The 23,001-nt window shown below is 72.1% G+C and carries 25 protein-coding genes and 1 pseudogene; 11 read left to right on the top strand and 15 right to left on the bottom strand.

Features of this window, described 5'->3' with window-relative positions; all coding sequences use genetic code 11:
• Positions 1 to 209: 209 nt before the first annotated feature.
• Positions 210 to 1,397, bottom strand: a complete 1,188-nt coding sequence (locus AS594_RS03660; protein WP_069930252.1) for an MFS transporter — start codon at positions 1,395 to 1,397, stop codon at positions 210 to 212.
• A gap of 73 nt (positions 1,398 to 1,470) precedes the next feature.
• On the opposite strand from AS594_RS03660, the gene AS594_RS03665 reads away from it, so the two are divergent.
• The 3 genes from AS594_RS03665 (at position 1,471) to AS594_RS03675 (ending at position 4,415) form a co-directional block, all read left to right on the top strand.
• Positions 1,471 to 2,229 (top strand): DeoR/GlpR family DNA-binding transcription regulator, encoded by a 759-nt coding sequence (locus AS594_RS03665; RefSeq protein WP_069933482.1) that lies wholly within the window; start codon positions 1,471 to 1,473, stop codon positions 2,227 to 2,229.
• Positions 2,230 to 2,346: 117 nt separating this feature from the next.
• Positions 2,347 to 2,784, top strand: coding sequence for an Asp23/Gls24 family envelope stress response protein (locus AS594_RS03670; RefSeq protein WP_069925628.1), 438 nt, complete (start codon positions 2,347 to 2,349; stop codon positions 2,782 to 2,784).
• Between the two features lie 56 nt (positions 2,785 to 2,840).
• On the top strand, positions 2,841 to 4,415 hold the full coding sequence (locus AS594_RS03675; protein ID WP_069933992.1) for a molybdopterin-dependent oxidoreductase: 1,575 nt from the start codon (positions 2,841 to 2,843) through the stop codon (positions 4,413 to 4,415).
• Positions 4,416 to 4,531: 116 nt separating this feature from the next.
• On the opposite strand, the gene AS594_RS03680 is transcribed toward AS594_RS03675, so the two are convergent.
• The 7 genes and pseudogenes from AS594_RS03680 to AS594_RS40810 all read right to left on the bottom strand — a co-directional run.
• The gene (locus tag AS594_RS03680; protein WP_069925630.1) at positions 4,532 to 5,284 is read right to left on the bottom strand and encodes a hypothetical protein; all 753 of its coding nucleotides are present in this window, start codon (positions 5,282 to 5,284) and stop codon (positions 4,532 to 4,534) included.
• Positions 5,285 to 5,515: 231 nt separating this feature from the next.
• On the bottom strand, positions 5,516 to 5,803 hold the full coding sequence (locus AS594_RS03685) for a hypothetical protein (protein WP_069925631.1): 288 nt from the start codon (positions 5,801 to 5,803) through the stop codon (positions 5,516 to 5,518).
• Between the two features lie 126 nt (positions 5,804 to 5,929).
• Positions 5,930 to 6,673: a sortase domain-containing protein gene (locus tag AS594_RS03690; RefSeq protein ID WP_069925632.1), complete on the bottom strand. Its 744-nt coding sequence runs from the start codon at positions 6,671 to 6,673 to the stop codon at positions 5,930 to 5,932.
• Positions 6,674 to 6,779: 106 nt separating this feature from the next.
• Positions 6,780 to 7,106, bottom strand: coding sequence for a hypothetical protein (locus tag AS594_RS03695; protein ID WP_079148301.1), 327 nt, complete (start codon positions 7,104 to 7,106; stop codon positions 6,780 to 6,782).
• Positions 7,107 to 7,248: 142 nt separating this feature from the next.
• Complete coding sequence (locus AS594_RS03700; RefSeq protein ID WP_069925633.1) at positions 7,249 to 8,106, bottom strand: GNAT family N-acetyltransferase; 858 nt, start codon at positions 8,104 to 8,106, stop codon at positions 7,249 to 7,251.
• Positions 8,107 to 8,239: 133 nt separating this feature from the next.
• Positions 8,240 to 8,482: a DUF6296 family protein gene (locus AS594_RS03705; RefSeq protein WP_069925634.1), complete on the bottom strand. Its 243-nt coding sequence runs from the start codon at positions 8,480 to 8,482 to the stop codon at positions 8,240 to 8,242.
• Between the two features lie 102 nt (positions 8,483 to 8,584).
• Positions 8,585 to 8,707: pseudogene (locus tag AS594_RS40810) on the bottom strand (histidine phosphatase family protein); the annotation flags it as partial.
• 75 nt (positions 8,708 to 8,782) lie between these two features.
• Here AS594_RS40810 and AS594_RS03710 point away from each other — a divergent pair.
• The gene (locus AS594_RS03710; RefSeq protein ID WP_069925635.1) at positions 8,783 to 9,526 is read left to right on the top strand and encodes an SIR2 family NAD-dependent protein deacylase; all 744 of its coding nucleotides are present in this window, start codon (positions 8,783 to 8,785) and stop codon (positions 9,524 to 9,526) included.
• A 57-nt stretch (positions 9,527 to 9,583) separates the two neighbouring features.
• Here AS594_RS03710 and AS594_RS44465 read toward each other — a convergent pair whose 3' ends face one another.
• The gene (locus AS594_RS44465; protein ID WP_167367980.1) at positions 9,584 to 9,745 is read right to left on the bottom strand and encodes a hypothetical protein; all 162 of its coding nucleotides are present in this window, start codon (positions 9,743 to 9,745) and stop codon (positions 9,584 to 9,586) included.
• 324 nt (positions 9,746 to 10,069) lie between these two features.
• Here AS594_RS44465 and AS594_RS03715 point away from each other — a divergent pair, with 324 nt between their 5' ends.
• Positions 10,070 to 10,825, top strand: a complete 756-nt coding sequence (locus AS594_RS03715) for an aquaporin (protein ID WP_069925636.1) — start codon at positions 10,070 to 10,072, stop codon at positions 10,823 to 10,825.
• On the opposite strand, the gene AS594_RS03720 is transcribed toward AS594_RS03715, so the two are convergent.
• The 3 genes from AS594_RS03720 to AS594_RS03730 form a co-directional block, all read right to left on the bottom strand.
• Positions 10,773 to 11,669 (bottom strand): arginase family protein, encoded by an 897-nt coding sequence (locus tag AS594_RS03720; RefSeq protein WP_069925637.1) that lies wholly within the window; start codon positions 11,667 to 11,669, stop codon positions 10,773 to 10,775. The two genes, AS594_RS03715 and AS594_RS03720, sit on opposite strands and share 53 nt — an antisense overlap.
• A 67-nt stretch (positions 11,670 to 11,736) precedes the next feature.
• Positions 11,737 to 13,119 carry an FAD-binding oxidoreductase gene (locus AS594_RS03725; RefSeq protein ID WP_069925638.1) on the bottom strand — a complete coding sequence of 461 codons (1,383 nt, stop codon included), beginning with the start codon at positions 13,117 to 13,119 and terminating at the stop codon, positions 11,737 to 11,739.
• 201 nt (positions 13,120 to 13,320) lie between these two features.
• Positions 13,321 to 13,524, bottom strand: coding sequence for a hypothetical protein (locus AS594_RS03730; protein WP_069930254.1), 204 nt, complete (start codon positions 13,522 to 13,524; stop codon positions 13,321 to 13,323).
• Between the two features lie 153 nt (positions 13,525 to 13,677).
• Between AS594_RS03730 and AS594_RS03735 the strand changes: the two genes are divergently transcribed.
• A complete protein-coding gene (locus tag AS594_RS03735; protein WP_069925639.1) occupies positions 13,678 to 14,448 on the top strand; it encodes a 2OG-Fe dioxygenase family protein in 771 nt (256 codons plus the stop codon).
• 33 nt (positions 14,449 to 14,481) lie between these two features.
• Here AS594_RS03735 and AS594_RS03740 read toward each other — a convergent pair whose 3' ends face one another.
• The gene (locus AS594_RS03740) at positions 14,482 to 15,678 is read right to left on the bottom strand and encodes a carboxylate-amine ligase (RefSeq protein WP_079148300.1); all 1,197 of its coding nucleotides are present in this window, start codon (positions 15,676 to 15,678) and stop codon (positions 14,482 to 14,484) included.
• Between the two features lie 259 nt (positions 15,679 to 15,937).
• A complete protein-coding gene (locus AS594_RS03745; protein WP_069925640.1) occupies positions 15,938 to 16,129 on the bottom strand; it encodes a DUF6381 family protein in 192 nt (63 codons plus the stop codon).
• A 209-nt stretch (positions 16,130 to 16,338) separates the two neighbouring features.
• On the opposite strand from AS594_RS03745, the gene AS594_RS03750 reads away from it, so the two are divergent.
• Both AS594_RS03750 and AS594_RS03755 read left to right on the top strand, forming a co-directional pair.
• Positions 16,339 to 16,854 (top strand): metallophosphoesterase family protein, encoded by a 516-nt coding sequence (locus AS594_RS03750; RefSeq protein ID WP_069925641.1) that lies wholly within the window; start codon positions 16,339 to 16,341, stop codon positions 16,852 to 16,854.
• A 220-nt stretch (positions 16,855 to 17,074) separates the two neighbouring features.
• Positions 17,075 to 18,292: a sialidase family protein gene (locus AS594_RS03755; protein WP_069934944.1), complete on the top strand. Its 1,218-nt coding sequence runs from the start codon at positions 17,075 to 17,077 to the stop codon at positions 18,290 to 18,292.
• Positions 18,293 to 18,306: 14 nt separating this feature from the next.
• Here AS594_RS03755 and AS594_RS03760 read toward each other — a convergent pair whose 3' ends face one another.
• Positions 18,307 to 19,062 carry a ZIP family metal transporter gene (locus tag AS594_RS03760; protein ID WP_069925643.1) on the bottom strand — a complete coding sequence of 252 codons (756 nt, stop codon included), beginning with the start codon at positions 19,060 to 19,062 and terminating at the stop codon, positions 18,307 to 18,309.
• Positions 19,063 to 19,218: 156 nt separating this feature from the next.
• On the opposite strand from AS594_RS03760, the gene AS594_RS03765 reads away from it, so the two are divergent.
• The 3 genes from AS594_RS03765 to AS594_RS03775 all read left to right on the top strand — a co-directional run bounded on the left by AS594_RS03765 (position 19,219) and on the right by AS594_RS03775 (position 22,958).
• Positions 19,219 to 19,701 (top strand): NUDIX hydrolase, encoded by a 483-nt coding sequence (locus tag AS594_RS03765; protein ID WP_069925644.1) that lies wholly within the window; start codon positions 19,219 to 19,221, stop codon positions 19,699 to 19,701.
• A gap of 114 nt (positions 19,702 to 19,815) precedes the next feature.
• Positions 19,816 to 21,264: a S41 family peptidase gene (locus tag AS594_RS03770; RefSeq protein ID WP_079148486.1), complete on the top strand. Its 1,449-nt coding sequence runs from the start codon at positions 19,816 to 19,818 to the stop codon at positions 21,262 to 21,264.
• A gap of 620 nt (positions 21,265 to 21,884) precedes the next feature.
• A complete protein-coding gene (locus AS594_RS03775; RefSeq protein ID WP_069925646.1) occupies positions 21,885 to 22,958 on the top strand; it encodes a fatty acid desaturase family protein in 1,074 nt (357 codons plus the stop codon).
• Positions 22,959 to 23,001: the final 43 nt, after the last annotated feature.

Below are 23,001 nucleotides of genomic sequence, written 5' to 3' on the forward strand. Positions count from 1 at the left end.
GTTCGTCAGGTCTGAAGAGGCGCGAGGGCGGCGGTCCGTTGCCTGCCGGCGCCGGGATCATCCCGGCGGCGCGCCGGGGTGCGACCGGTGGAGGAGGCGGGTTCGGTCCGGGGCACGACGAAAAGCGAGGCGCACTCGGGTAGGGGCGCGGAACAGCCGTCGGGCTGTCCGCCGCACCGCCGCTCGGGCCGGACACCGGCGCGCGCCGGTCATACGGCCTGCGCCTCCACCGGGGCGGGCGCCTTGGGCCGGGACCGCAGGATGCCCGCCGTGCAGGCGGCGACGACGCAGAACGCCACGGGCAGGAGGAACGTGAGGTTGAGCGGGACGAAGTGGGTGAGGGGGCCGATGACGGCCGGCCCGGCGAGCATGCCGAGGTAGCCGAGGCCGGCGACCCGGGAGACGTTGACTCCGGCGGCTTCCGGGTCCGCGTGGCCGGCGGCACTGAAGAGCTGTGGGATACAGCCGGACAGGCCGGCCCCGAACACGGTCCAGCCGATCAGCGCCAGGGGGATCCAGGGTGACAGCGCCGCCGCCGCCAGGCCGAGTGCGGCCATGGAGGCGCCGTACCTGAGGATGGCCACCGGGCCGAAGCGTGCGGCCACCCGGTCGGCCAGCAGGCGGCCGGCGGTCATGGCCGTGGCGAAGGCCCCGAACGCGAGAGCGGCGGTGGCCGCCGAGGCGTCGAGGACGTCGCGCAGATGGAGCGCGCTCCAGTCGTTGGCCACGCCTTCGCAGAGCATGAGCATCAGGGCGAGGACGGCCAGCACCCAGATGCGCCGGGGTGTACCGCGGCCCGTCTTCGACGCGGCGGCGGAGGTTCGCTCCGCCGGGACGGGTTCGGGTCGCAGCAGCGCGGAGGCGGCCGGCACGGCGACGAGGATGCCGCAGAGTGCCACCACCCCGAGGGTGACCGAGGGGCTCACGCCCCAGCTGAGCGTGCGGGCGCCGACGAGAGCGGCCAGAACACCGCCCAGGGAGAAGGTGGCGTGGAAGGCGGACATCACGGGCCGCTCGTAACCCCGCTCCACCTGAACCGCGTGGGCGTTCATGCTGACGTCCAGGCAGCCGTTGCCGAAGCCGAGGACCAGCAGCGCCGCCCCCAGCGTCCAGGTGTTCGTGACCAGGCCGGGCAGGACGAGCGCGGCGCTGCACAGGGCCGCGCTGACCGGTACGACCGTGCGGGCCCCGATGCGGTCGGTGAGCGGGCCGACGATCTGCATGCCGGCGAACGCGCCCGCTCCGAGCAGGAGAAGGAGCCAGCCGAGGACGGCGTGGCTTGTGCCGGCACGTTGCTCGACGGCGGGGATGTGCACGATCCACATCCCCATGAGGAAGCCGTTCAAGGCGAAGTAGGCGAAGGTGGCCGACCGAGCGGCCCGCAGAGATCTGTCCATGCACATGAACATAACGAACAACCTGCGTGTGCGAAAGCTTGAGTTTCAAACAGCCTCAATGTTCAATGGAGGCATGGCGAGCACAGAGCGATGGAGACAGATCACCGATGCCGTGCGCGAGGCCGGCCGCATGGGGGTGGCGGAGCTGGCCGCACTGACCGGTGCTTCGGAGATGACGATCCGGCGCGATCTGGAGGTCCTGGCCGAGCAGGGCGTTCTCGAACGCTTCCGCGGCGGGGCGAGGAGCCTGCTGCTGTACGGCGACGAACCCCCGTTCGCGGTGCGCGAGCGGGAAGGGCTGGAGACCAAGCAGCGCATCGCCGCCGAGGTCGCCGCGTTGATCGCGGACGGCGAGTCCGTCGTGCTCGACAGCGGCACCACCTGCCTGGAAGTGGCCCGCGCCCTCGAACACCGGCGCCTGACCGTGATGCCGCTGTCCCTCCACGCGGTGAACGCACTGACCGCGGCACCCGGGTTGACGCTGCTGGTGCCCGGCGGGCGACCGCGACCGGGTGAGCTGACCCTGACCGGCCCGCTGACCACGGCGTCACTGGCCGCCCTGCGCTTCGACACGGCGGTGATCGGCTGCTGCGGACTCACGCCCGCGGACGGCCTGACGGCGTACGACCTGGACGACGCCGCCGTCAAGCGCGCCGCGATCGCCTCGGCCCGCCGCGTGATCGCGGTCGCCGAATCCGCGAAACTCTCCCGGACCGCGCTCGCCTTCGTGGCGCCCGCCTCCGCCTTCCACGTCGTCGTCACCGACCAGGCGGCCCCCGAGGACGCGACAGGCGCCCTGGCCGCGGCGGGCGTGACCGTACGCAAGGTCTGAAGCCGCGACCGGCCTTCCCGCGACCGCCGCCGGCCCGTCCCTGAGCATCGTCGGCAGGACGGGCCTAACGTGGAAGAACGGTGGCAAGCTCCTCTCCTTGGGAAGGAACGACCGGCTATGACCGATACCGGACACCAGAACCTCAGTGGGAAGACCGGAGGCGACCCCGCCGACCGGGGACGGACCACCATCGCCGACAGTGCGGTCGAGAAGATCGTCGGCATGGCGGCACGCGATGTCGACGGGGTCCACGCGATGGGCAGCGGAATGTCACGGGCCATCGGAGCGGCGCGGGATCGCGTGCCCGGTACGGCCAAGTCCGTTTCCCGGGGCGTCAAGGTCGAAGTGGGCGAGAAGCAGACGGCGGTCGACCTGGAGATCGTCGTCGACTACGGCGTCTCGATCACCAATGTCGCGGGCAACGTGCGGGAGAGCGTCATCTCCGCCGTCGAGTGGATGACGGGCCTGGAAGTCGTCGAGGTCAACATCGCCGTCAGCGACGTGCAGCTCCCGGACGAGGAGGAAGAAGAGCAGGAAGAGCCACGGCTCCGGTAGCCGGACGACGGCGGTGACGGACCAATCCCCCACGCCGACGGCTGCGAATAGTGGGCGTGAGGATCTCCCGTACGCACCTGACCCGCGGCGGGCTCGCCGCACTCAGCGGCCTGCTCGCCGGCTGCGCCGCCCTTGCCGTGGCCGAGCTCGTCTCAACGGCCGTCCGTCCGGAGGCCGGGCCCGTCACCGCGGTCGGCGGGGCGGCCATCGACCGCACACCGGCGCCCGTGAAGGACTGGGCGATCCGGAGTTTCGGTGAGAGCGACAAGCTCGTCCTGCAACTGGGCATCCTGGCGACCCTCTGCGTCCTGGCACTCGCCCTGGGCGCGGTGGCGCTGCGCCATCGGCGTACCGGTGCGGCCGGTGTGCTGCTCCTCGGTGCGGTCGGCGCCGCGGCGGCGACCGGCCGCCCCGACTCGACCGGCCTCGCGGACGGACTGCCGTCCCTGGCCGGCGGGGTGGCGGGCGCCGCCGCGCTGTACGTACTGATCGGCAGGCTGACCCGGCCACGCCGTACGGCCGCGCGGGACGACGAAGGCGGCTGGGACCGGCGGGGGTTCCTGATCGCGGCGACCGCCGCGGCCGCCGCCTCGGGCGGTGCGGGAATGCTGGGCCGTACGGTGAACAGCCGGCGCGGCCAAGGCGCCGTCGCCTCGCGCGCCGGAGTACTGCTGCCCCGGCCCGCTTCGCCCGCCGCCCCCGTGCCGCCGGGCGCCCGGCTGCGGGTTCCTGGCATCAGTTCCTTCACCACGCCCAGCAGCACGTTCTACCGCGTGGACACCGCCCTGGTGGTGCCCCGGGTGAACGCCGGCACCTGGCGGTTGCGCATCCACGGCAAGGGTGTCCGGCGTCCGGTGACCGTCACCTTCCAGGACCTGCTGGAACGCGAGTTGACCGAGCGCGACATCACCCTGACGTGTGTGTCCAACGAGGTCGGTGGCCCGTACGTGGGCAACGCGCGGTGGATCGGCGTACGACTGGCGGACCTGCTGCGCGAGGCGGGCGTGAAGCCGCCCTCACGGGGCGGCCCGGCCGATCAGCTGGTGGCCCGCTCGGTGGACGGCATGACGCTCGGCACGCCGGTGGAGGACGTCATGGACGGCCGCGACGCGATGCTCGCGGTCGGCATGAACGGCGAACCGCTCCCCTTCGTGCACGGATTTCCCGTCCGGATGATCGTCCCCGGACTGTACGGATACGTCTCGGCCTGCAAGTGGATCGAGGACATCGAACTCACCACGTTCGACGACTACGACCCGTACTGGGTGAAGCGCGAGTGGGCCCGCGAGGCTCCGGTCAAGACCCAGTCCCGCATCGACACCCCCAAGCCCTTCGCCCGCCCCACGGCCGGCACCGTCATGGTCGCCGGCGTCGCCTGGGCCCAGCGCCGCGGTGTCGAGCGCGTCGAGGTGCGTGTGGACGACGGTCCCTGGCAGCCCGCGGACCTCGCCGCGCAGGCCACCGTCGACACCTGGCGCCAGTGGTCCTTCCCCTGGAAGGCCACCCCCGGCGGCCACACCCTCACCGTGCGCGCCACCGACCGCACCGGCGCCGTACAGACCGAGAAGCGGACACGCACCATCCCCGACGGCGCCGACGGGTGGCACTCGGTCGTCGTCACCGTCGACTGACCGGTCCGTGTCTCCGGCGGGGCCGCCGCCGTGCTCAGGCACAAACACGGCCCGAACGCGGCGCGCCCCCACACCGGCGAAGGGGCCGGTGTGGGGGCGTTGCGGTGCGGCAGTGGTCAGCCGAGCTTGGCCACCTGAGCGTCGATGACGGCCTTCGGCTGCTCCGCCTTGCCCGTCAGGCTCTGGGCGTAGAAGGACGCGAGCGTGCCGCCCTTCTGCACCGCGACCAGGTGGGCCGTGCCGGTCATGCCCTCCAGGTCGGCGGTCAGGGTGAAGGCGACCGCCTCGTCACCGGCCGTGTAGGTGGCGGGGGCGACCTTGGTGTACTTCGTCTTGTCCTTGCCCACGATCACGCTGAAGCCGTCGGCGCACGCCTCACCGGCGGCGCGCAGCCCGGCGAGTGCCTCCGTGGCGCCCTTGCCGTCGTACGAACCGAGCGTGTCGCTCGTGATCGTCCCGCCCAGGGCGCCCAGACCGGCCTTCATCTTCTCCTCGGGCGAGGCGTCCTTCGCGGGCTTCGGCGGCACGGCCATCACCTTGCGCATCGACGTCGCGGCAGGCCGGCCCAGGGGCCGGAGCGCCATGGCGTCGACGAGCGGCTTGCACTCGGCCTTGTCGGTGGTGACGACCTTCGCCGCCGCGATGTCCGCCTTGGACGCGTTCACGATCTTGTGGTCCTTCAGGTCGCTCTCGGCCAGGACGAGCTTGTCCAGGTCGGTCTGCGAGACGGCCTTGGTGGCGGCGGCGTCGCCCTTGCCGCCCTTGGCGTCGTCGGTCTTGGTCTCTCCGGACCCGCAGGCGCCGGTGAGCAGGGCCAGCGAGAGCGCGGAGGCGGCGACGGCTGTACGGCGGACGGTGGTGCGGCGCATGAACAGTATTCCTCTGGATCGGTGAACAACGGTCCCCCCGCGCGAAGTTCACACATCCGGTGACACGCGGTGCTTGTTGTGATCACTGAATCTACTGGCCGCGCCCACCGGATGATCAACGGATCGGCCCGGCCCCGGTGATCGTGACGACCACGAAATCCCAGAGGCATCCAATCGAGACCCGTTCCCGTACAACCCTCACGCGACGGACCGAAGCCGCCGCCCGAGCCGTCATTCCATGGCGGGAAGCACGCCGGTGACCGGCGCGACCAGGCCGGTGAACTGCTGGAGCTCGCTGAGCTTGTCCAGCTGGCTGAGCCCGTTGAGCTGACCGGTCACGGACGGGACCTCGGCCCGGCGCTCGGCCGGTACGGCGCTCGCGCCGATGTTGTCGAGCGCGTCGGGCACGGACACCAGGTACCGGCCGGAAGTGTCGGCAGCGCCGGCGGCGGGAGCGGCGAGGGCGGAGAAACCGGCGGCGAGGGCCGCGGCGGCGAGGACACTCTTTGTCTTGATCATGACCTGAGCAACGGCCGGGACCGCCCCACGGTCACGGCTGCCGGCAGCCGATCACCCGCAAGCCACACGAGCCACGCCGGTGTTCGACCGGTGCTGAACGGCGCTCGCTCGCGCTCGTCGGCCGGCTCAGCCGCCGGCCACCGTCCGGGTCGAGACCAGTACGCCGATCTTGTCGATGCGGTGCTCGGGGTTGCCCTTGTCGTCGCGCCAGAAGTTCCCGGCCGCGTCGTCCTCGGGTGTCGCGCAGGTGGAGATCGTGATCATCGGTTTGGTGGGCCGCTCACCCGGCGATCCCGGCACGGCGGCCCGCTGCTCGGCCAGTGACCGCTCCGAGCGGAACGACGTCGTCCTGGTCCCGGTGATCTCGTACTCGTACACCTTGCCCTCCGACGTGACGAACACGGAGCCGCCCTTCTGCACTGACGGGAGCTCGCGCAGCGGTCCGCCGGCGGAGAGGCGGTGTGCCGTGACGAGGTAGTTCCCGACCTCGCCCGGTCCGACCCCGCCGCCCTTGCCGTACGGACTGGCGGCCACACCGCGGTCCTGGATTTTCGTACCGGCCCAGTCGTCGGTTGTTCCCTCGTACGGGACGACGCGCAGGTTCTGGACGCCGATCGACGGGATGGCCATCGTGGCGCTCTCCTGCCGCGTGCCGCTCTTGCTCACGGCGGGCTCGGCGGCGGACGAGGAGGGCGCGGGACCGGCGATCGTCGCCGTGCCCGCCGGGGCGGTGTCCGGCGTCAGCGAGACCGAGACCGGAGCGGGCGCGGGCGCGCCGGCCGCGCCGTCACTGCCGGCGGTGGCGCAGCCCACGAGCGCGGCGACGCACGCGCCCGCGAGGGCGGCGGGAACAGGACGGGGAGTGAACATGGCATTCCGGATCGCCGGGGATGTCTGCTTTCTCACCAGAACAACGCGGGCGGACGGGGTGTTCCCGCCCCGGACGGCAGTCGGCGCCGCTCCGTTCCAGCCGTCGTCAGTCGCGGGTGATCCACCGCAGGACCGTGCCGACCGTGGTGTCGTCGAGCCCGCTGAGGATGCCGATGGCCTCCAGGTCGCCCGGCCGCGGCGCGAGGCCGGCGGTGGTCAGGGCGGCGTGGAGGTCGAGGCGGCGCTTGTCGGTGGCGGCCAGGGCGTACGACGGCCGCTGCCCGCACGGGGCCGGCAGGACGTAGTCGTCGTCCTCGGCGACGGCCGCGACGGCGCCCTCGTGGTCGAGGTCTGGCAGGCCGTGGAAGCGGTACGGGTCGAGAGCCCATCGCGGCGTCCTCGGCGGGAGAGCGGAAAACGGTGTGCCGTTCAACGGAACCTCCGGGTTGTCGTCACTGCCCAACAGGAGGCCCCGGAGCCGATGCCCAGTTGCGCCCGGGGCAGCCAATCACCCGAACGTCCCCAATGGCATCTCGTCACACCAGAGGTGACTCTCTGTCACTCCTCGGCGTACGTCAGTAGAGGATGGAGGCGAGGTACGCCCCGGCCGGCTCGCTGTAGAGCCCGATCGTCATCACGCTCATCAGCTGCTGCACCTTGAGACCGTTGTGCAGACACCACTGCAACAGCACGCTGTTGGAGGCGGGGACGAGGATGCCGGGGCCGCCGAAGCCGGGCGCCGCGGCGATGAGCGCCCTGATGTCCTCGGTCGACTCGCCGACGGCGTGCGCGAAGAAGGCCAGATCCGTGGCGTAACCCGTGATGCGCCCGCCGTGTTCGCTCACGCGGGCCGTGCCCGTCCTCAGCGCGTCGGTGAGTTCGCCGCCGCGGTCGGCCCCGTGCACCCGGCGGCAGACCTCGTTGCAGGCCGCGACATCCGCCTCCGTCGCGGGGCGCACCTCGTACCCCGGTACGGTCCCCCCGATCGGCGGTCCCTGCATGCAGGCCACGGTTTCGCGGAACTCGAACCCCATGCCGGCGTAGAGGGCGAACGACCGGGAGTGGTAGCCGCTTTGCAGCAGCCGGATGCCGGGCACCCGCCGCTCGGCGGCCCGCCGCATGACGTCCTCCATGAGCCGGCGCCCCACGCCGCCGTTCTGGACGGCCGGGTCGACGGTGATCGGCCCGACGCCGACGACGTCCGACCGTACGTCGAGGAAGTTGCTGCCGACGATCCGGCCGTCGAGCTCGGCGACGACGCTGTAGAAGCCGGGGTGTCCCAGCAACTGCTTGAACATCCCGTCGGCCGCCTCGACGCCCGGGATGTCGGAGGGAAAACCGTGCTGGAGGGCGATTCCGGAGAAAGCGTCGAAACAGATCCGGCCCGCTTCGGCGGCGTCCTCCGGCCTTCCGGGGCGCAGTACGAGATCCACGGGCCGCTCCACCTCCGGTGCCGTCTTGCAGGTACCCGTACTCCCATCAAACGGGCGGACCCTGCCCGGGGCAACCGGTGGGACCCGTTACGGAAAGCTCCGCCGACGTCGCCCGTCCGAGGCCGGCGGCGACCTAGGCCGGACGTACCTGGACCGCCGCCGCGGGGTCCTGGTGACCGCCGCTGGCGAGCATCCGCACCTCGTCCCGGTCGCTGATCTCGGCCAGCACGATACCGGTGTCGTCCGCGTACACCGGGTGGCCGCCGGGCCCGCTGCGGTCCGTGCGGTGCACTTCGACCACATCGGCTGCCTCCGGAACGGCGGCCGGTGCGCCCGGGTGCACGAAGACCAGTTCATAGCGATCGGACTTGCCCATTGTCCTCGCCTCCTCGATGAGAAGCGGCTGACCGCGCCCTGCGTCCATCATCGCGCACCTCGGAGCCGGGAGCCGTGCGGGCACTGCCGCCGGTGCTCGCGCTCAGACGTGCAGCTCCGGCGGGAAGCCGGTCCGGCGCAGCTCCGCCGGCAGGTGCCGCATGTCGTTGTGGCAGACGACGGACGACGGCCTGCCGGGTGCGTACCGGATGACCGTGAGAGCGGCGGCGCCGTTCACCCTCCACGCGCTCCGCCGCAATTGCGTCGACGCCGCCGTGGCCTTCGGTCTACGCTCGCTCGTATGAGCGACAACGGCACGGCTCGGCGGCCGCTGGTCGCCGTACTCAGCGGAGCTGGTGTCTCGACGGACTCCGGCATCCCCGACTACCGCGGGCCGAACGGGCTGTGGCGGCGTGATCCGGAGGCCGAGAAGCTCGTCACGTACGAGTTCTACATGTCCGATCCCGACATCCGGCGCCGGGCCTGGCGCATGCGCCGCGACAGTCCCGCGCGGCATGCCCGGCCGAACGACGCCCATAGGGCGATCGCCGAACTGGAGCGCTCGGGGGTACCGGTCCGGGTCCTGACCCAGAACGTGGACGGGCTGCACCAGATGGCCGGACTGCCCGGCCGCAAGGTGCTCGAACTGCACGGGAGCGCACGGTCGACCGTGTGCACCGGCTGTCACGCCCGCTCGCCGATGGAGGAGGCTCTGGCGCGGGTGGAGGCGGGCGAGGTGGACCCGCCGTGCCTGGTGTGCGGGGGCGTCCTCAAATCGGCCACGGTCATGTTCGGGCAGCGGCTCGATCCCGTGGTGATGGGCGAGGCTCTGGCGATCGCCAAGGCGAGCGACGTCTTCGTGGCTGTCGGCACCAGCCTCAAGGTGCAGCCGGCCGCCTCACTCGCGGGGATCGCGGCGGAGCACGGCGCACGGCTCATCGTCGTCAACGCCGAGCCGACGCCTTACGACGAGCTCGCCGACGAGGTCGTACGCGAGCCGATCGGGACGGCGCTGCCCGCCCTGCTGAAGAGCCTGGCGGCCTGAGGGCGTCGCCCGGTGTGCCGGCGCGGCGGACGCCACACGGGCACGACGGGTCTTCGGCTACCAGCGCATCGCCGTGGCGCGTACCGAGCTGAAGTCCATGGCCTGCTCCACCTCCCGCAGGGTCTCCTCCGCGGCCTGGCGTACTTCGGCGGGTACGTCGCCGCGCTCTTCCACGAGACCTGCATAGATCGGTGCCTCGGCACGGTTTGCGGAACTCACGTCGAAGAGGGCCCTTCAAGTCGGTACTGCGGTTTCTGGCGGCAGCCAGAACGGAGGACGAGTGTAGGTGGTGCTGGAGTGCCGGAGCAGGCCGCCCCGTGCCCGGCTCCGCGCCCCGCAGCCTACGGCGTGGCCGCCGCGCGCCTCATGGCAGGTACCGCACAGGGGCGTCTCGGGCCCCGGGGCCGACACGGGCGACCGGTCCGGGAAGTGCCGCCGCCCCGTGCCCGTACGGCCTCCGGCGTCCAGCCTTCGAACACCCCTCTACTAATTTCCAAGATGCGGAATATATTTTCCATTAATTGGGTCCGGGGGAGGAATCACATGGGTATCCACAGGGCACTGCCGCGCCGAGCGGCCGCTGAATTCGTGGGGACCGCGTCCCTGGTGACCGTCATCGTCGGTTCCGGCATCCAGGCCGCCGGCCTCAGTCAGGACGCCGGCGTCCAGCTCCTCGCCAACGCACTGGCGTCCGCGGTGGGGCTCGGCCTGCTGATCGTCCTGTTCGGCCCGGTGTCCGGGGCCCATCTCAATCCGGTGATCACCCTTTTCGTCTGGTGGTCGGAGCGGCGGTCCGGCGCCCGCTTCACCGGCCGCGAGGTCGGTCTCTACATCGCCGCTCAGCTCGCCGGGGCCGGTGCGGGAGGGCTGCTGGCCGAGACGATGTTCGGCCGGACGCCCGGCGTGTGGTCCACCCAGGTGCGGTCCGACGGACACCTGCTCCTCAGTGAGACGATCGCCACGGCCGGGCTCGTGGTGGTCGTGTACGGGCTGGAGCGCACGGGCCGCCCCCAACTGGCCCCGGTCGCGGTCGCGTCGTACATCGCCACGGCGATCTGGTTCACCTCGTCGGGCTCGTTCGCCAACCCCGCGGCGACGGCCGGCCGCGCGCTCACCGACTCCCTCACCGGCATCGCGCCGGCGTCGCTTCCCGGCTTCGTCGCCGCCCAGCTGCTCGGCGGGCTCCTCGGCGCCGGTCTCGCCACCGTCCTCTACGGGCCGCCCGCGTCCCGCGCAGCCGCCGAGCTCAACTCCCCCGGCCCGTCCGGGCGGACAGTCCTCGGCTCAGGCAGTCGGTGAGGCGGACGGCGAGCGTCCCGCCGGGGTCGAGGCGGGGGTTGAAGATCGTGACGTCGAGCCCCCGGGCTCGTTCGTCGGCGAGCGCCGTGCGCAGCACGGTCTCCAGTTCCGGCCAGCTCAGCCCGCCGGGCAGGCGGTAGTCGACAGCCGGCATGACCGCGTCGTCGAGGACGTCCACGTCGAGGTGCACCCAGTATCCGGCGCTCTGCCCGGCGGTGAGCCCGTCGACCGCCCGGCGCGCCGCCGCTTCGGCGCCGGTCGCGCGTACGCCGTCCAGATCGATCGCGCACAGCTTCGGCGGCAGCGGCTGCATCCCCGCCCCCGCGGATTCGGCCGAGTCGCGGAAGCCGAAGGCTACGACGTCCTCGTCCTGTATGAGCGGCCCGCGCCCTTCGAGGTCCGTCAGCGGCAGCGGCCCGCGTCCGGTGGCCAGGGCGAGCTCCATCGAGGCGGCCTCGCCGGCCGGTTCCGCCGACGGCTGGTAGAAGTCGGTGTGTCCGTCGAGGAACAGCAGCCCGTAGCGCCCCCGGCGCCGCAGAGCCAGGAGACTGCCCAGCAGGATGCTGCAATCACCGCCGAGGACCACGGGAAAGCAACCACGCCCGAGGACTCCGCCGACCCTGTCGGCCAGTTGTACGGAGTACCGCGCGATCGCGAGCGGGTTGAGGATTCCGGTCTCGGCGTCCCGCCTCGGGTCGTACGCCGGCGGTTCGACCCGGCCTGCCCACACCGCGCCGAGGGCCGCCAGCAGGCCGGCGTCGAGCAGAGCGGCCGGCGAGTCCTGTACGCCGGAAGGGCGCAGCCCGAGTACGGACGGCGCTTCTACGACGGCTGCCTGCTGCACCTGGCACCCCCTCGCCGGCGGGGCGGCCGCGCACGCGCGGAGTCGGTCCGGCCGCGTACGCGCGGAGTCAGTACTGTTCCGCCGGCTCGATGTTCTGGTTGACGTGGAAGAAATTGTGCGGGTCGTAGGTCCGCTTGATCTCCGCCAGCCGGTCGTAGTGGCCGCGGTAGGCGGCCCTGACCCGGTCCTGGCTCTCGGCGTCCATGAAGTTCACGTAGGCGGCGCCCATGGAGTGCGGCCGCAGTTCCTCCCAGTAGTCGACGCACCACTGCTTGACGGCCCGCGCGTTGGCGGGGTCGGGGTCCACGCCGGCGATGACAGCGGACCAGACAGCGTCCCGGTAGCTCCACGCGGTGTCGTCCGGGGCGACGCGGCCCGCGGCGCCGTCCACCGGGTAGAGGTGCATGAGCGACAGCTCGGTGGGGAGATTCTCGGCGTACTTGGCGTGCACGTCGATGGCCTCGTCCGTGATCCGGTCGAAGAAGTGCCCGCGCCAGTACCACTGGAGGCCGGCGGGGATCAGCGTGTCGAACATGCTCTGCAAGGCGGGGTAGGGCATCGGCGTCGTGAAGTGGAAGGCTGGCGGGCCGGCTTCGTTCACCACCGTCAGCGTCTCGTCGAGGCGCTGCGGGTCCCCCGTCCAGCACCACACGACTCCCCACATCTTCCGGCCGTGGATCTCCTCCGGGAAGGGCGGACCGGGCGGGATGGTGAACAGGGCGCAGAAGCCGTTCAGGTCGTCGGGCGCCCGCGGCAGGAATTCGCGGTACCACCGCAGCACTTCGCGGCCGCTGTCCACCGGCCACACGGTCATCCCGACGCCCACGCTGCCCACCGGATGCAGCCGGAAGTCGAAGGAGGTGACGATGCCGAAGTTGCCGCCGCCGCCGCGCAGACCCCAGAAGAGGTCGGGGTTCTCGGTCTCGCTCGCGGTGACAAAACCGCCGTCGGCGAGTACGACGTCGGCCGACAGCAGGTTGTCGACCGTGAGTCCGTACTTGCGGGTGAGATAACCGTGGCCGCCGCCGAGCGTGAGGCCGCCGAGGCCCGTCGTGGACATGACGCCGGCGGGAGTGGCGAGGCCGAATCCGTGGGCGGCGTGGTCGAGGTCCCCGAGCAGACTGCCGCCGCCCGCCCGCGCGGTCCGCGCGGCAGGGTCGACGCGCACCCAGCGCATGGGCGACAGGTCGATGGTGACGCCGTCCTCCACCAGGCCCAGGCCGGGGCCGCTGTGCCCACCGCCCCGGACGGCGACTTCGAGGCCGTTGTCGCGGATGAAGTCGACCGCCGCCATGACGTCCGCCGCGTCCGCGCACCGCACGAGGGCGGCTGGACGCCGGTCGATCATGGCGTTGTAGATCGCGCGGCTCCGGTCGTACTCCGGATCCTGGGGGCCAATGACCGGGCCGCGCAGCGCGGTCCGCATCGCGTCCAGCGTTCTGCCGTCCATGACCATCTCCTCGCGAGACGCGGCACCGCCCGACACCTCCGGCCGCTGCTCGGGCCGGCCGCCGTGGAACGGTGGTCGCCGGCGCCCCGGCACCCCCTCAGCCGCACCCCGGGCGGCACGCGCACCGGAAGGCTGACGTCTCCAGCATCCCGCCGGTCCGAGCCCCCCGCAATCGAAGCTGGGCGATCGGCGGGAGCGCTGTCAGTGGGGGAGTTCGCCCGCCGTCTTCTCCAGGCGGAGCAGGTCGTGGGGGCTGAGCCCGGACACCTCGCAGACGGCGTCCACGGGTGCGCCCTCGCGCACCGCGCCGACGGCTTCCGTCTCCACATCGGCGCGCGCGGCGTCGATCGCGGCTTCGGCTTCACGCAGGCGGTTGACGGCCAGTTCCAGGGAGGCGAGGTCCATGGCCGGATGCTCCCACACCACTTCGTGCCGGTGCACCCCGCCCCGGAGGTCAGGTGCGGACGCGGCCCGGGATGCGGGCCGTCACCGGGCGCCCGACCATGGAATCCGGAGCGCCGCAGGGCGCGAGACCGCCGAAGTGGACGGACGTTGTCAATGGCTGACCTGGACCACGGCACCACCACCGCCGCCGACCCCGACCCGGTCCGCACTGCCGCCGCCTCGGTCGAGGCCGCACAGCGGGACCTGACCGCGACCGGAGTGCATCTGATGCCGCCGGACGCCGTGGCGGCGTGCACGGGAACGGACCGGCGGGCATGGGAGCGCTTCACCGCCCACTGGGAGAATCTGTCTCCCGACAGATACGCGGCGGAGAGCGGCACGTGCCGGCTGCGTCGCTACGGACACTTCTCCCTCACGGCGGCCACGGGTGAACTGGCACTCCTGCCGCACGTCCCGTTCCTACAGCCTCAGGACACCAACCCGCTCTATGCCCAGGTCGACCGTCACTTCGACCCGCTCACCGACGCCTTCTCGGCCGACCCCATTCTGCGGTCCGTGATCGGGCTGCTCGGGAAACTCGCGGCGTGCCTGGAGCGGTCGGCGCGGTGGAGCGTGAAGGTGCATCCCTTCCGTGTCGTCGGCGTGGGCGACGGGACGAGCGAACCCACGCCCGAAGGACTGCACCGGGACGGCGTCACGCTCGTCTCCTCGCTCCTCATCGGCCGGCGCAACGCCGACGGCGGCGAGAGCTCGGTGTTCGACCCGGACGGCAAGCAGGTGCTGACGACGACGCTGAGCGAACCGGCCGCCCTGCTCCTCGGCGACGACCGCCGCACCCTGCACCAGGTCTCGCCGATCCGCCCCGTCGACGCCGGCCGGCTCGCGTACCGGGACGTACTGGTGACCACACTCACGGCCTGCTGAAGCGGCCCGCTCGCCTCCGTTCCGGCGGCGTCCTCAGCGCACAGGGGGCCACCGCCCGGCTGCGGTCGCCGCCACCAACTCGTCCACGACCGCGCCGGGACCACCGCCCGCGGCGGCTGCGGCGCGCTGGCGCCGCGCGCCGCACCCCCGTTCGGTCAGGCGTCGCAGAAACGCCGTCACCTCGCCCGTATCCCCGTACGCGTCCAGAGCGGGACGCACGTACTCCACGAGCCGCTCCGCCTGCACCGGGGCGGGCAGGATCTGCCCGCTCAGGGCGTCGACGCCCGCGCCGGACCAGCCGTCCCGCGCCGCGCGCCAGTACGCGGCGCGCAGCAGTTCGGCCTCCGTACGGGGGCCCGGATCGCCGCCTACGGCCTTGTCCCGCGCCGTCACCACCAGCGCCCTGACCAGCACTGTGAGAGCCACCGTGTCGTCGATGTCGGGCAGTACGTCCATGGTGCGGATCTCCAGCGTCGGCAGCCGCGGGTTGAGCCGCACGTCCCAGAACGGCATGCCCGCCTCCAGCATCGCCTCCGACGCCGCCATCGCCTCGGCGAGCCGCTGGTGCTCCGCCAGGGACGCGGCGTACGGGGGCGGTCCCAGACACGGGAACGCGCTCCGCATCACGGCCCGCCAGCTCGCGTATCCGGTGTCGCGTCCCTGGTGGAAGGGCGAGTTGGCGCTCATCGCCACCAGGAGCGGCAGCCACGGCCGCAGGTGATTGGTGACCAGGACGGCCACCTCCCGGTCCGGCAGGTGCACATGCGCGTGAAAGGCGCTGATGGCGAAGTCGTCGAGCAGGGCGCGGTACTGGTCCGCGCCGGCCCGGTAGCGCGGATGGTCACCGATGCCGGCCGGAACCCCGCCTCCCACGACGGGCGTACCGGAAGCGCACAGGCGAAGCCCCTCCTCGCGCGCGGCCGCCACGGCCGCGGCGCGCACCCGGGTGAGCTCCTTGCGCAGTTCCCCGGGGCCGGCGCACGGGGGCGTCTTGCCCTCGATCTGGTACTGGGTGAACTCGCCGGAGACCAGGTCGCCCAGGACCGCCGAGGCGCGCGTCACGACTCTGGCGCCCGCCGGGTCCATCCTGTGCGTCCCCGGGTGGATGAGAAAGTACTCCTCCTCGACTCCGACCGTGGGCGGCGCCTGCGCGCCGGATGCCGCACGGCCCGGTCCCCGGTGGTGACCCTGGTCCTGGTCCTGGTCCTGGTCCTCGTCCTGAGTGTTCACCGCATCAGCATCACGCGGTGCGACGGGTCTGTCGCCCCGTACACGCCGCGCCCTCGTGTCGGACGAGGCCCTCGCCCTGCTCAACAGAGAACTGGACCCTGGTTGACCCACCGGACGCTGTCGACGAAAGGGGCCTTCGGGTCGCTCCCATGGGGGTACGGGCTGTGCCTCAGTGCCCGGGCAACTGACCGGCCGGTGGCCTCGCGCGCGCCTGGGGCGCGGGGGCAGCCACCGGCCGGTGTCATGCGCAGGGGCGGGGTTACTGCGGGGGGTAGATGTCCCCGCCGCCCATGCTGCTCGCCTGCTCGCTCTGGTCCCTGAGGCGGCGGGCCTTCTCCTCGAGCCGCTTGCGCTGCTCCGGGTCAGCGGCACGTTCCGCGGCCTGCTCCATCTCCCGCGCCATCTGGCGCAGTTCCCGGGCACGGCCGCCGGACTCACCTGCAACGCTCATGATCACTCCTCGGGTGACAGGACAGAGCGGGCGCAATCAGAGAAACAGGCCCGGCGCTCCCGCGCATGCCGAACGATCACCCACCGCTATCCACCCAGGCCAGAGCCTCCGCCCGCGGCGGGGCAGGGCCGGCCGACGGCCGTGCCGGCGCCCGGAAACCGCCGGGCGGCATACCTGCCCGTGGTGGCCGGCGCGCCTACGGTGGTGTCGTGCGCCTGCTGCTGATGTCCGACACCCATCTGCCCAAACGTGCCAGGGAACTGCCCGCCGAGCTCCTCGGGCGGGTGCGGGAGGCCGACGCCGTGATCCACGCGGGCGACTGGGTGGACGGGGCGACACTGGACCTCCTCGAAGCACGCTCGCGGCTCCTCATCGGCGTGTACGGGAACAACGACGGCCCGGACCTGCGCGCACGGCTGCCCGAAGTGGCGCGGGCCGAGCTCGGCGGCGTGCGCTTGGGAGTCGTACACGAGACCGGAGCGGCTCAGGGGCGGGAGCGCAGGTGCGCCGAGCGCTTCCCCGATCTGGACTTGCTGGTGTTCGGCCACAGTCACATTCCGTGGGACAGCACCGCTCCCGGCGGACTGCGCCTGCTGAACCCGGGCTCGCCGACCGACCGGCGGCGCCAGCCCTCCTGCACCTACATGACCGCCGTCGCGGCGGAGGGGCGGCTGGGCGAGGTCCGCCTGCACAGCCTCCCGCCGCGCGTTCCGTCCCGCCGCTGATTTCCGGCCCGTAGGTCACGGCCCTGCGCCGGGGGCGGGGCGGCCGTACGGTCACGGCGTCCGGCACGCGGATGTGGGGCGCCATTCGGTCCGGTCCCGCACGGAGGCGTGGCGCTCACAGACGCGGACGCCTTCCGTCGTTATGTTCCATCCGGACAGGCGCGGGAGGATCCCGCGTGCCCCTGGGTCCTCACGAACGCCGCACCGGACGAGAGACGCGATGAGACTTCGTGCCCCTGCCAGCAGGCGATTTGCCTTCCTGCTGGCCCTGGTCGCCGGGCTGGCGGCAACCCCCGCATCGGCCCCCGCGGCGTACGACCGCGCGACCGACCGCGAGGCGGCTCACGGCCACGCACCACCGTGTCCGGCGTCAGTGCCGTACACATCGGGTGAGTACGGCTACACCACCTTCCGCATTCCGGCCGCGCTCCAGGTACCCGGCGGTGCGCTGCTCGCCTTCGCCGAGGGGCGCCGCGACTCCGCCGCGGACGACGGTGACATCGATCTGGTCCTGCGGCGTTCGTTCGACGGCGGATGCACGTGGCAGCCGCTCCAACTGGTCGCGGACGCCGGGAAGGACACGGTGGGCAATCCGGTGCCGGTCGTCGATCCCCGCAGCGGAGACATCGTGCTGGTGACGTGCCGGACCATCGGGGGCGCCACGAAGCGGCAGGTGACGTCGGGGAAGGTGGCCGCCTCGGTCCGCCGTGTGTACGTCCAGCGCAGCGCGGACGGCGGTGCCACGTGGTCACCGCAGCGGGACATCACCGACGCGGTGAAGCCCCCCGACTGGCGTTGGTACGCCGTCGGCCCCGGCCACGGTGCGGCCCTGCGGCAGGGGCCGCACCGCGGCCGGCTGCTGGTGCCCGCGAACCACAGCGCCGGGAAGACCGGACGCAGCGGCGCGCACTCCCTCTACAGCGACGACGGCGGCCACACCTGGCGGATCGGGTACGTGAGCCGATCGGCCGGCGGCCCTCTCGCGCTCAACGAGAGCACCCTGACCGAACTTCCGGACGGCACCGTCTACATCAATGCCCGTGACCACGACCGCACTGCCGACGGCACCCGCGCGGACGCCTACAGCGCCGACGGCGGCCTGACACTGTCCGTCCCCTTCCGGCCGCAGCCCCACCTGACGGGCCCGACGGTCCAGGGCAGCGTGCTGCACGTCCTGGGCCCGCCGTGGAGGTCACCGCTGCTGTACTCCGGTCCGTCCGACCCGGACAGACGCCTCCGGATGCAGGTGCGTACCAGCGACGACGGCGGGCGTTCGTGGCGGCCGGTCTTGTCCGTGTCGCAAGACCCGGCCGGGTACTCGGACTTGGTTCAGACGGGCGTGGGCAGGGTGGGGCTGCTGTACGAGACCGGACCGCGCTCCAGCCACCACACCATCCGCTTCACGCCTCTGCCGCCGGACGCGCTGTCCTCCTGGTGACGTCGGCGCACGGCTCAGGCGTGGGACAGCGCGAAGGAGACCAGGAAGCCGCTGACCGTGATCAGGCCGATCGCCAGGTGGGCGTCCTCGAACGCCTCCGGGATCATCGTGTCGGCGATCATCGCGAGAATCGCTCCGGCCGCGACCGCGGTCACCGCGGCCACCACCGCGGTCGGCAGCCCGCCGACGACGGAGTACCCGATCACCGCGGAAACCGTGCTCGCGGCGGCGATCGCGCCCCAGATACCGAAGACGTACTTCTTGCCGCGGCCGGCCTTCCGCATACCGGCGGAGCTCGAAAGTCCCTCGGGGACGTTGCTGATGAACACCGCCACCACTGTCACCGTGCTGACCGCCCCGCCGTCGACGAGGCTGACGCCGATCACCGCCGATTCCGGCACACCGTCCAGCAGGGCGCCCAGCGCCAACGCCAGCCCGGAGCCGGACTGCTGGGCCTCCGACGGCTGTGACTGCCGGTGTCCGGAGCGCTTGCGGTGACGGGCCCCCCGGCGCGCCAGCCACACATTGCCCGCCGTGTAGGCCAGCGCTCCCCCCACGGTCCCGATCGCCGCCGGGGCCAGTCCGGCCTGGTCGTACGCCTCCTCGACCAGTTCGAAGGAGACCGCCGACAGCAGCACCCCCGCGCCGAACGCCATGACCGACGCCACCACCCACTGCGGAATCCGCACCCCGTACCCGAGGGCGGCCCCGAGCAGCAGGGCCGACCCGGCCACGAGCCCCCACATTCCTGCCAGCACCACTTGATCCATGGGCCCCATGTACCCACTGGCCACACCTCAACAGCGCACGTGAGGGGCCACACACCCCAACGGGTCCGCGGGCGGCCCCCGGCCATGATGAGCGTACGGGTGCGACACGGCTTCGCCCATTGGCGCGGGGCCGTGTCGGCACGCAGACTTGACGGCATGTCGGGAAAGCGAAGCGCGGGTCTCCTTCTGTTCCGGACCTCGGACGGCCACGACGGCGCCGAGGTCCTCATCGGTCATATGGGCGGTCCCTTCTGGGCCGGCCGCGACAGCGCTGCCTGGTCGATCCCCAAGGGCGAGTACGAGCTGGACGAGACGCCCGAAGCGGCAGCCCGGCGGGAGTTCACGGAGGAGCTAGGCCTGCCGGTGCCGGACGGAGAGCTCATCCCCCTCGGTGAGGCCCGCCAGCCGAGCGGGAAAGTCGTCACGGTCTGGGCCCTGGAGGCCGATCTGGACCCGGCGCTCGCCGACTTCGGGATGTTCACCATGGAGTGGCCGAGGGGCTCCGGGGTGCAGCAGGAGTTCCCGGAGATCGACCAGGTCGCCTGGTGCACGCCCGAGAACGCCCACGAACGGCTCGTCACGGGCCAGCGTGTGTTCCTTGAACGGCTGGCCCGCCACCTGGAGGACCGCAGGGGGTAATCCCCACCCCCGGCCGACCGGCCAGCCGGATGTCCGGGCCGTACCGCGGTGGCCATGCTGGTGGTACGAGTCGGGCCCGCGACCGGGACCGGCCGCTTACGGGGAGACATGAACATGCAGCGCAGGCGCCCATGGGGTCGGACATCGAGCTGGACATCGCGCCGGACGGCCGGCCGGACGGCCAAGGGTGTCGCCGCGGCGGTGCTGCTCGCCGTCGTGGGTGGTCCTGCCCTTCCCGTCGCTGCCGCCGGCGCCGTGTCCGGTTCACCGGCCGGGATGTGGCGCGTGGACGGATACGGCACGGTGCTGTCCGTCGAACGGGGTCGGCTGCTGGAGTACCAGGTCACTTCGGTGAGTTGCCTGAAGGGCGAATCCGCCGGGCGCTCGGGCGGGGCGAGCCACGCGCCCCGGTACCTCACCGCCGACGGTGACGCCTTCACCGTACGATCCGGACCACGGCCCGACCGGGCGTCGATGCGCGTGGACGGTTCGCCCAACGACCGCGCCCTGCGCCGGATCGCGGCGCTGCCCGTCTCCTGTGCGCGTGAGACGCCCGCAGGCCCGGTGGCGGCCTTCGACGTTCTCTGGCAGACCTTCGAGGAGAACTATCCGTTCTTCGCCGCCAAGGGGATCGACTGGGACGCGGTCCGGGACCGCTACCGGCCCCGGATACACGCCGGGACGACGGACGCCGAACTGTTCGCCGTCTTCCGGGAGATGCTGTCGCCGCTCCACGACGCGCATGTCGCCCTTCTCGCAGGTGGCACCGGCGTCTTCGCACAGAGCCGGCCCGGCACCGTCATTCCCGGCCAGGCGCTGGAGGACCGGATCAAGGCGTACGTCCAGGAACGGGATCTGGACGGCCGTCCGCTGCGGGAGTTCGGGCGCGGCCGGATCGGTTACGCCGATCTGCCGGGCGGCCGGGGCTACCTCCGCCTCTCCGCCTTCAGCGGCTTCACCCAGGCCAACACCTTCGCCGCCAACAGCGCGGAACTCGACCGGGCGCTGGACGCGATCCTCACCCCCGCGCGCACGGCCCGGCTGAAGGGCCTGATCATCGACCTGCGGATCAACGGCGGCGGGTCCGACAGCCTGGGACTGCGTCTCGCGGCGCGTCTCACCGACCGGCCGCACTTCGCGTATGCCAAGCGAGCCCGCAACGACCCGTCCGACCCGTCCCGCTTCACGCGTCCGCAGCCCGTGTACGTACAGCCCGCGGCCGGGCGATCCCGGTTCGCGGGGCCGGTCACGGTGCTGACCGGTGGCACGACGTTCAGCGCGGGTGAGACCTTCACGCAGGCGCTGATCGAGCGTCCCGGGCTGACCGTACGCATCGGGGAACCCACCCAGGGCGTCTTCTCGGACACACTGGAGCGACGGCTTCCGGGCGGCTGGACGGTCCTGCTGCCCAACGAGGAGTTCCTCACCCGCTCCGGGCACACCTTCGACGGTCCGGGCATCCCGCCGCATCTGAGCGAGCCGGTCTTCACGGACGAGGAATTCGCCCGTCACCTCGACTCGGCCTTCGACCGGGCGGTGGAGGTCCTGCGCGAGCGTCGCTGACCGGGGCACGCGGGGCGGGGGCGGCGAGCTTTTCGGCGCCTGCGCGCGCGGCGTCGTCAGTGATTCGCACCACAGGTGCGCGGCGGCTCCCGGACCGGCCCGTTCGGCCTTCCGCCGGGGCTCCGGCTCCGACGGGGTACGCAGCGGTAATACGCGCCCTCGGCACGGTCGCAGCCGTTTTCGCGGTGCCCATGACACGCAAGGGCCACCCTCGCCGGGCCGGCCGGGTGACGGGACCATGAGGGCTGAGGAGGGCCTGGAAAGAGCATGGGGAGGGCCGGAAAAGCCTGGCTGACGCGCGGGCTCCGATCGCGCGTGGTTTACCGTGGCAAGGGAAAGACCGTCGCCTACGCCGCCGACAGCAGGGTCGCCCGGACCCACTCGGCCGAGGACGGCCCCCTGGCAGCAGGCCCCCGACGGCAAGATCGCACTGCTTCTCAGCCCGTCCGCGCGGCCCCCCCACAACCCCGCCGGCCGGATTCACGATCTTCCGCCCCCCACTTCCCCGATGACCGGCGCCCCCGGACCGATGGTGCGGCGCGAAACCCTCGCACATACGGCGCCGTGATCCTCCACAGCGCGCCCGCGTCCCCCATCGTCCACCGGAAGGACTCCTCACCATGCCCGTGCAGACTTCGATACGACCTCCGCCCCAGCCCTCGCCCTCGCAGAAATCCGGCAGTGACTTCGCGAAGCTTTCGAAGAAGATCACCGCTGCCGGACTGATGGGCCGCCGCCCCGGTTACTACACGGCCCGTATCGCAGCGGTGACGGCCCTCTACGCCGGCGGCTGGATCGCCTTCGTACTCGTCGGTGACAGCTGGTGGACGCTGACGGTCGCCGCTTTCCTCGCGCTGGTCTTCGGCCAGGTCGCGCTGGTGACCCACGACACGGCCCACCGTCAGGTGTTCCGCCTGCGAAAGGCGAGTGAGCGCTCGGGCCGCATCGCCGGGAACATAGGCATCGGCATGGGCTACGGATGGTGGCAGGACAAGCACACCCGCCACCACGCCAACCCCAACCACGCGGAGCTCGACCCCGACGTCCTGCCCGACGTGCTGGTCTGGTCGCAGGACCAAGCGCGCGCGGCCAAGGGCCTTCCCCGCCTCCTCGGCCGCTCGCAGGCGTTCCTGTTCTTCCCGCTGCTGACGCTGGAAGGCTTCAACCTGCACGTGGCGGGCGTACGCGCGCTGGCCAACCGCACGCTCAAGCACCGCACGCTGGAGGGCACACTGCTCTTCGGTCACTTCGCCGTCTACCTGACCGCGCTCTTCCTGGTGCTGCCGCCCGGCATGGCGATCGCCTTCCTGGCGGTCCACCAGTGCCTGTTCGGCGTCTACCTGGGGTCCATCTTCGCCCCGAACCACAAGGGCATGCCGATCCTGACCGGCGACGACCGCCCCGACTTCCTGCGCCGCCAGGTGCTCACCTCCCGCAATGTGCGGGGCGGCTGGTTCACCGACCTCATGCTCGGCGGGCTGAACTACCAGATCGAGCACCACCTGTTCCCCAGCATGCCCACCCCGCATCTGCGCCGTGCCCAGGTCATCGTGCGGGACTACTGCCGCGACCTCGGCATCAGCTACCTGGAGACCAGCCTGGTCACCTCGTACAAGCAGGCGCTGACCAGCCTCCACCGGGCGGGAGCCCCGATCCGCGAGGCCCGCGCGGCCGCCGCGCTCTCCAAGGCGTAGGGCGACCGGGCGGTCGACGACCAGGCGGTCGACGGCCGGGGGC

The organism is Streptomyces agglomeratus, from assembly GCF_001746415.1.
Lineage (GTDB): Bacteria > Actinomycetota > Actinomycetes > Streptomycetales > Streptomycetaceae > Streptomyces > Streptomyces agglomeratus.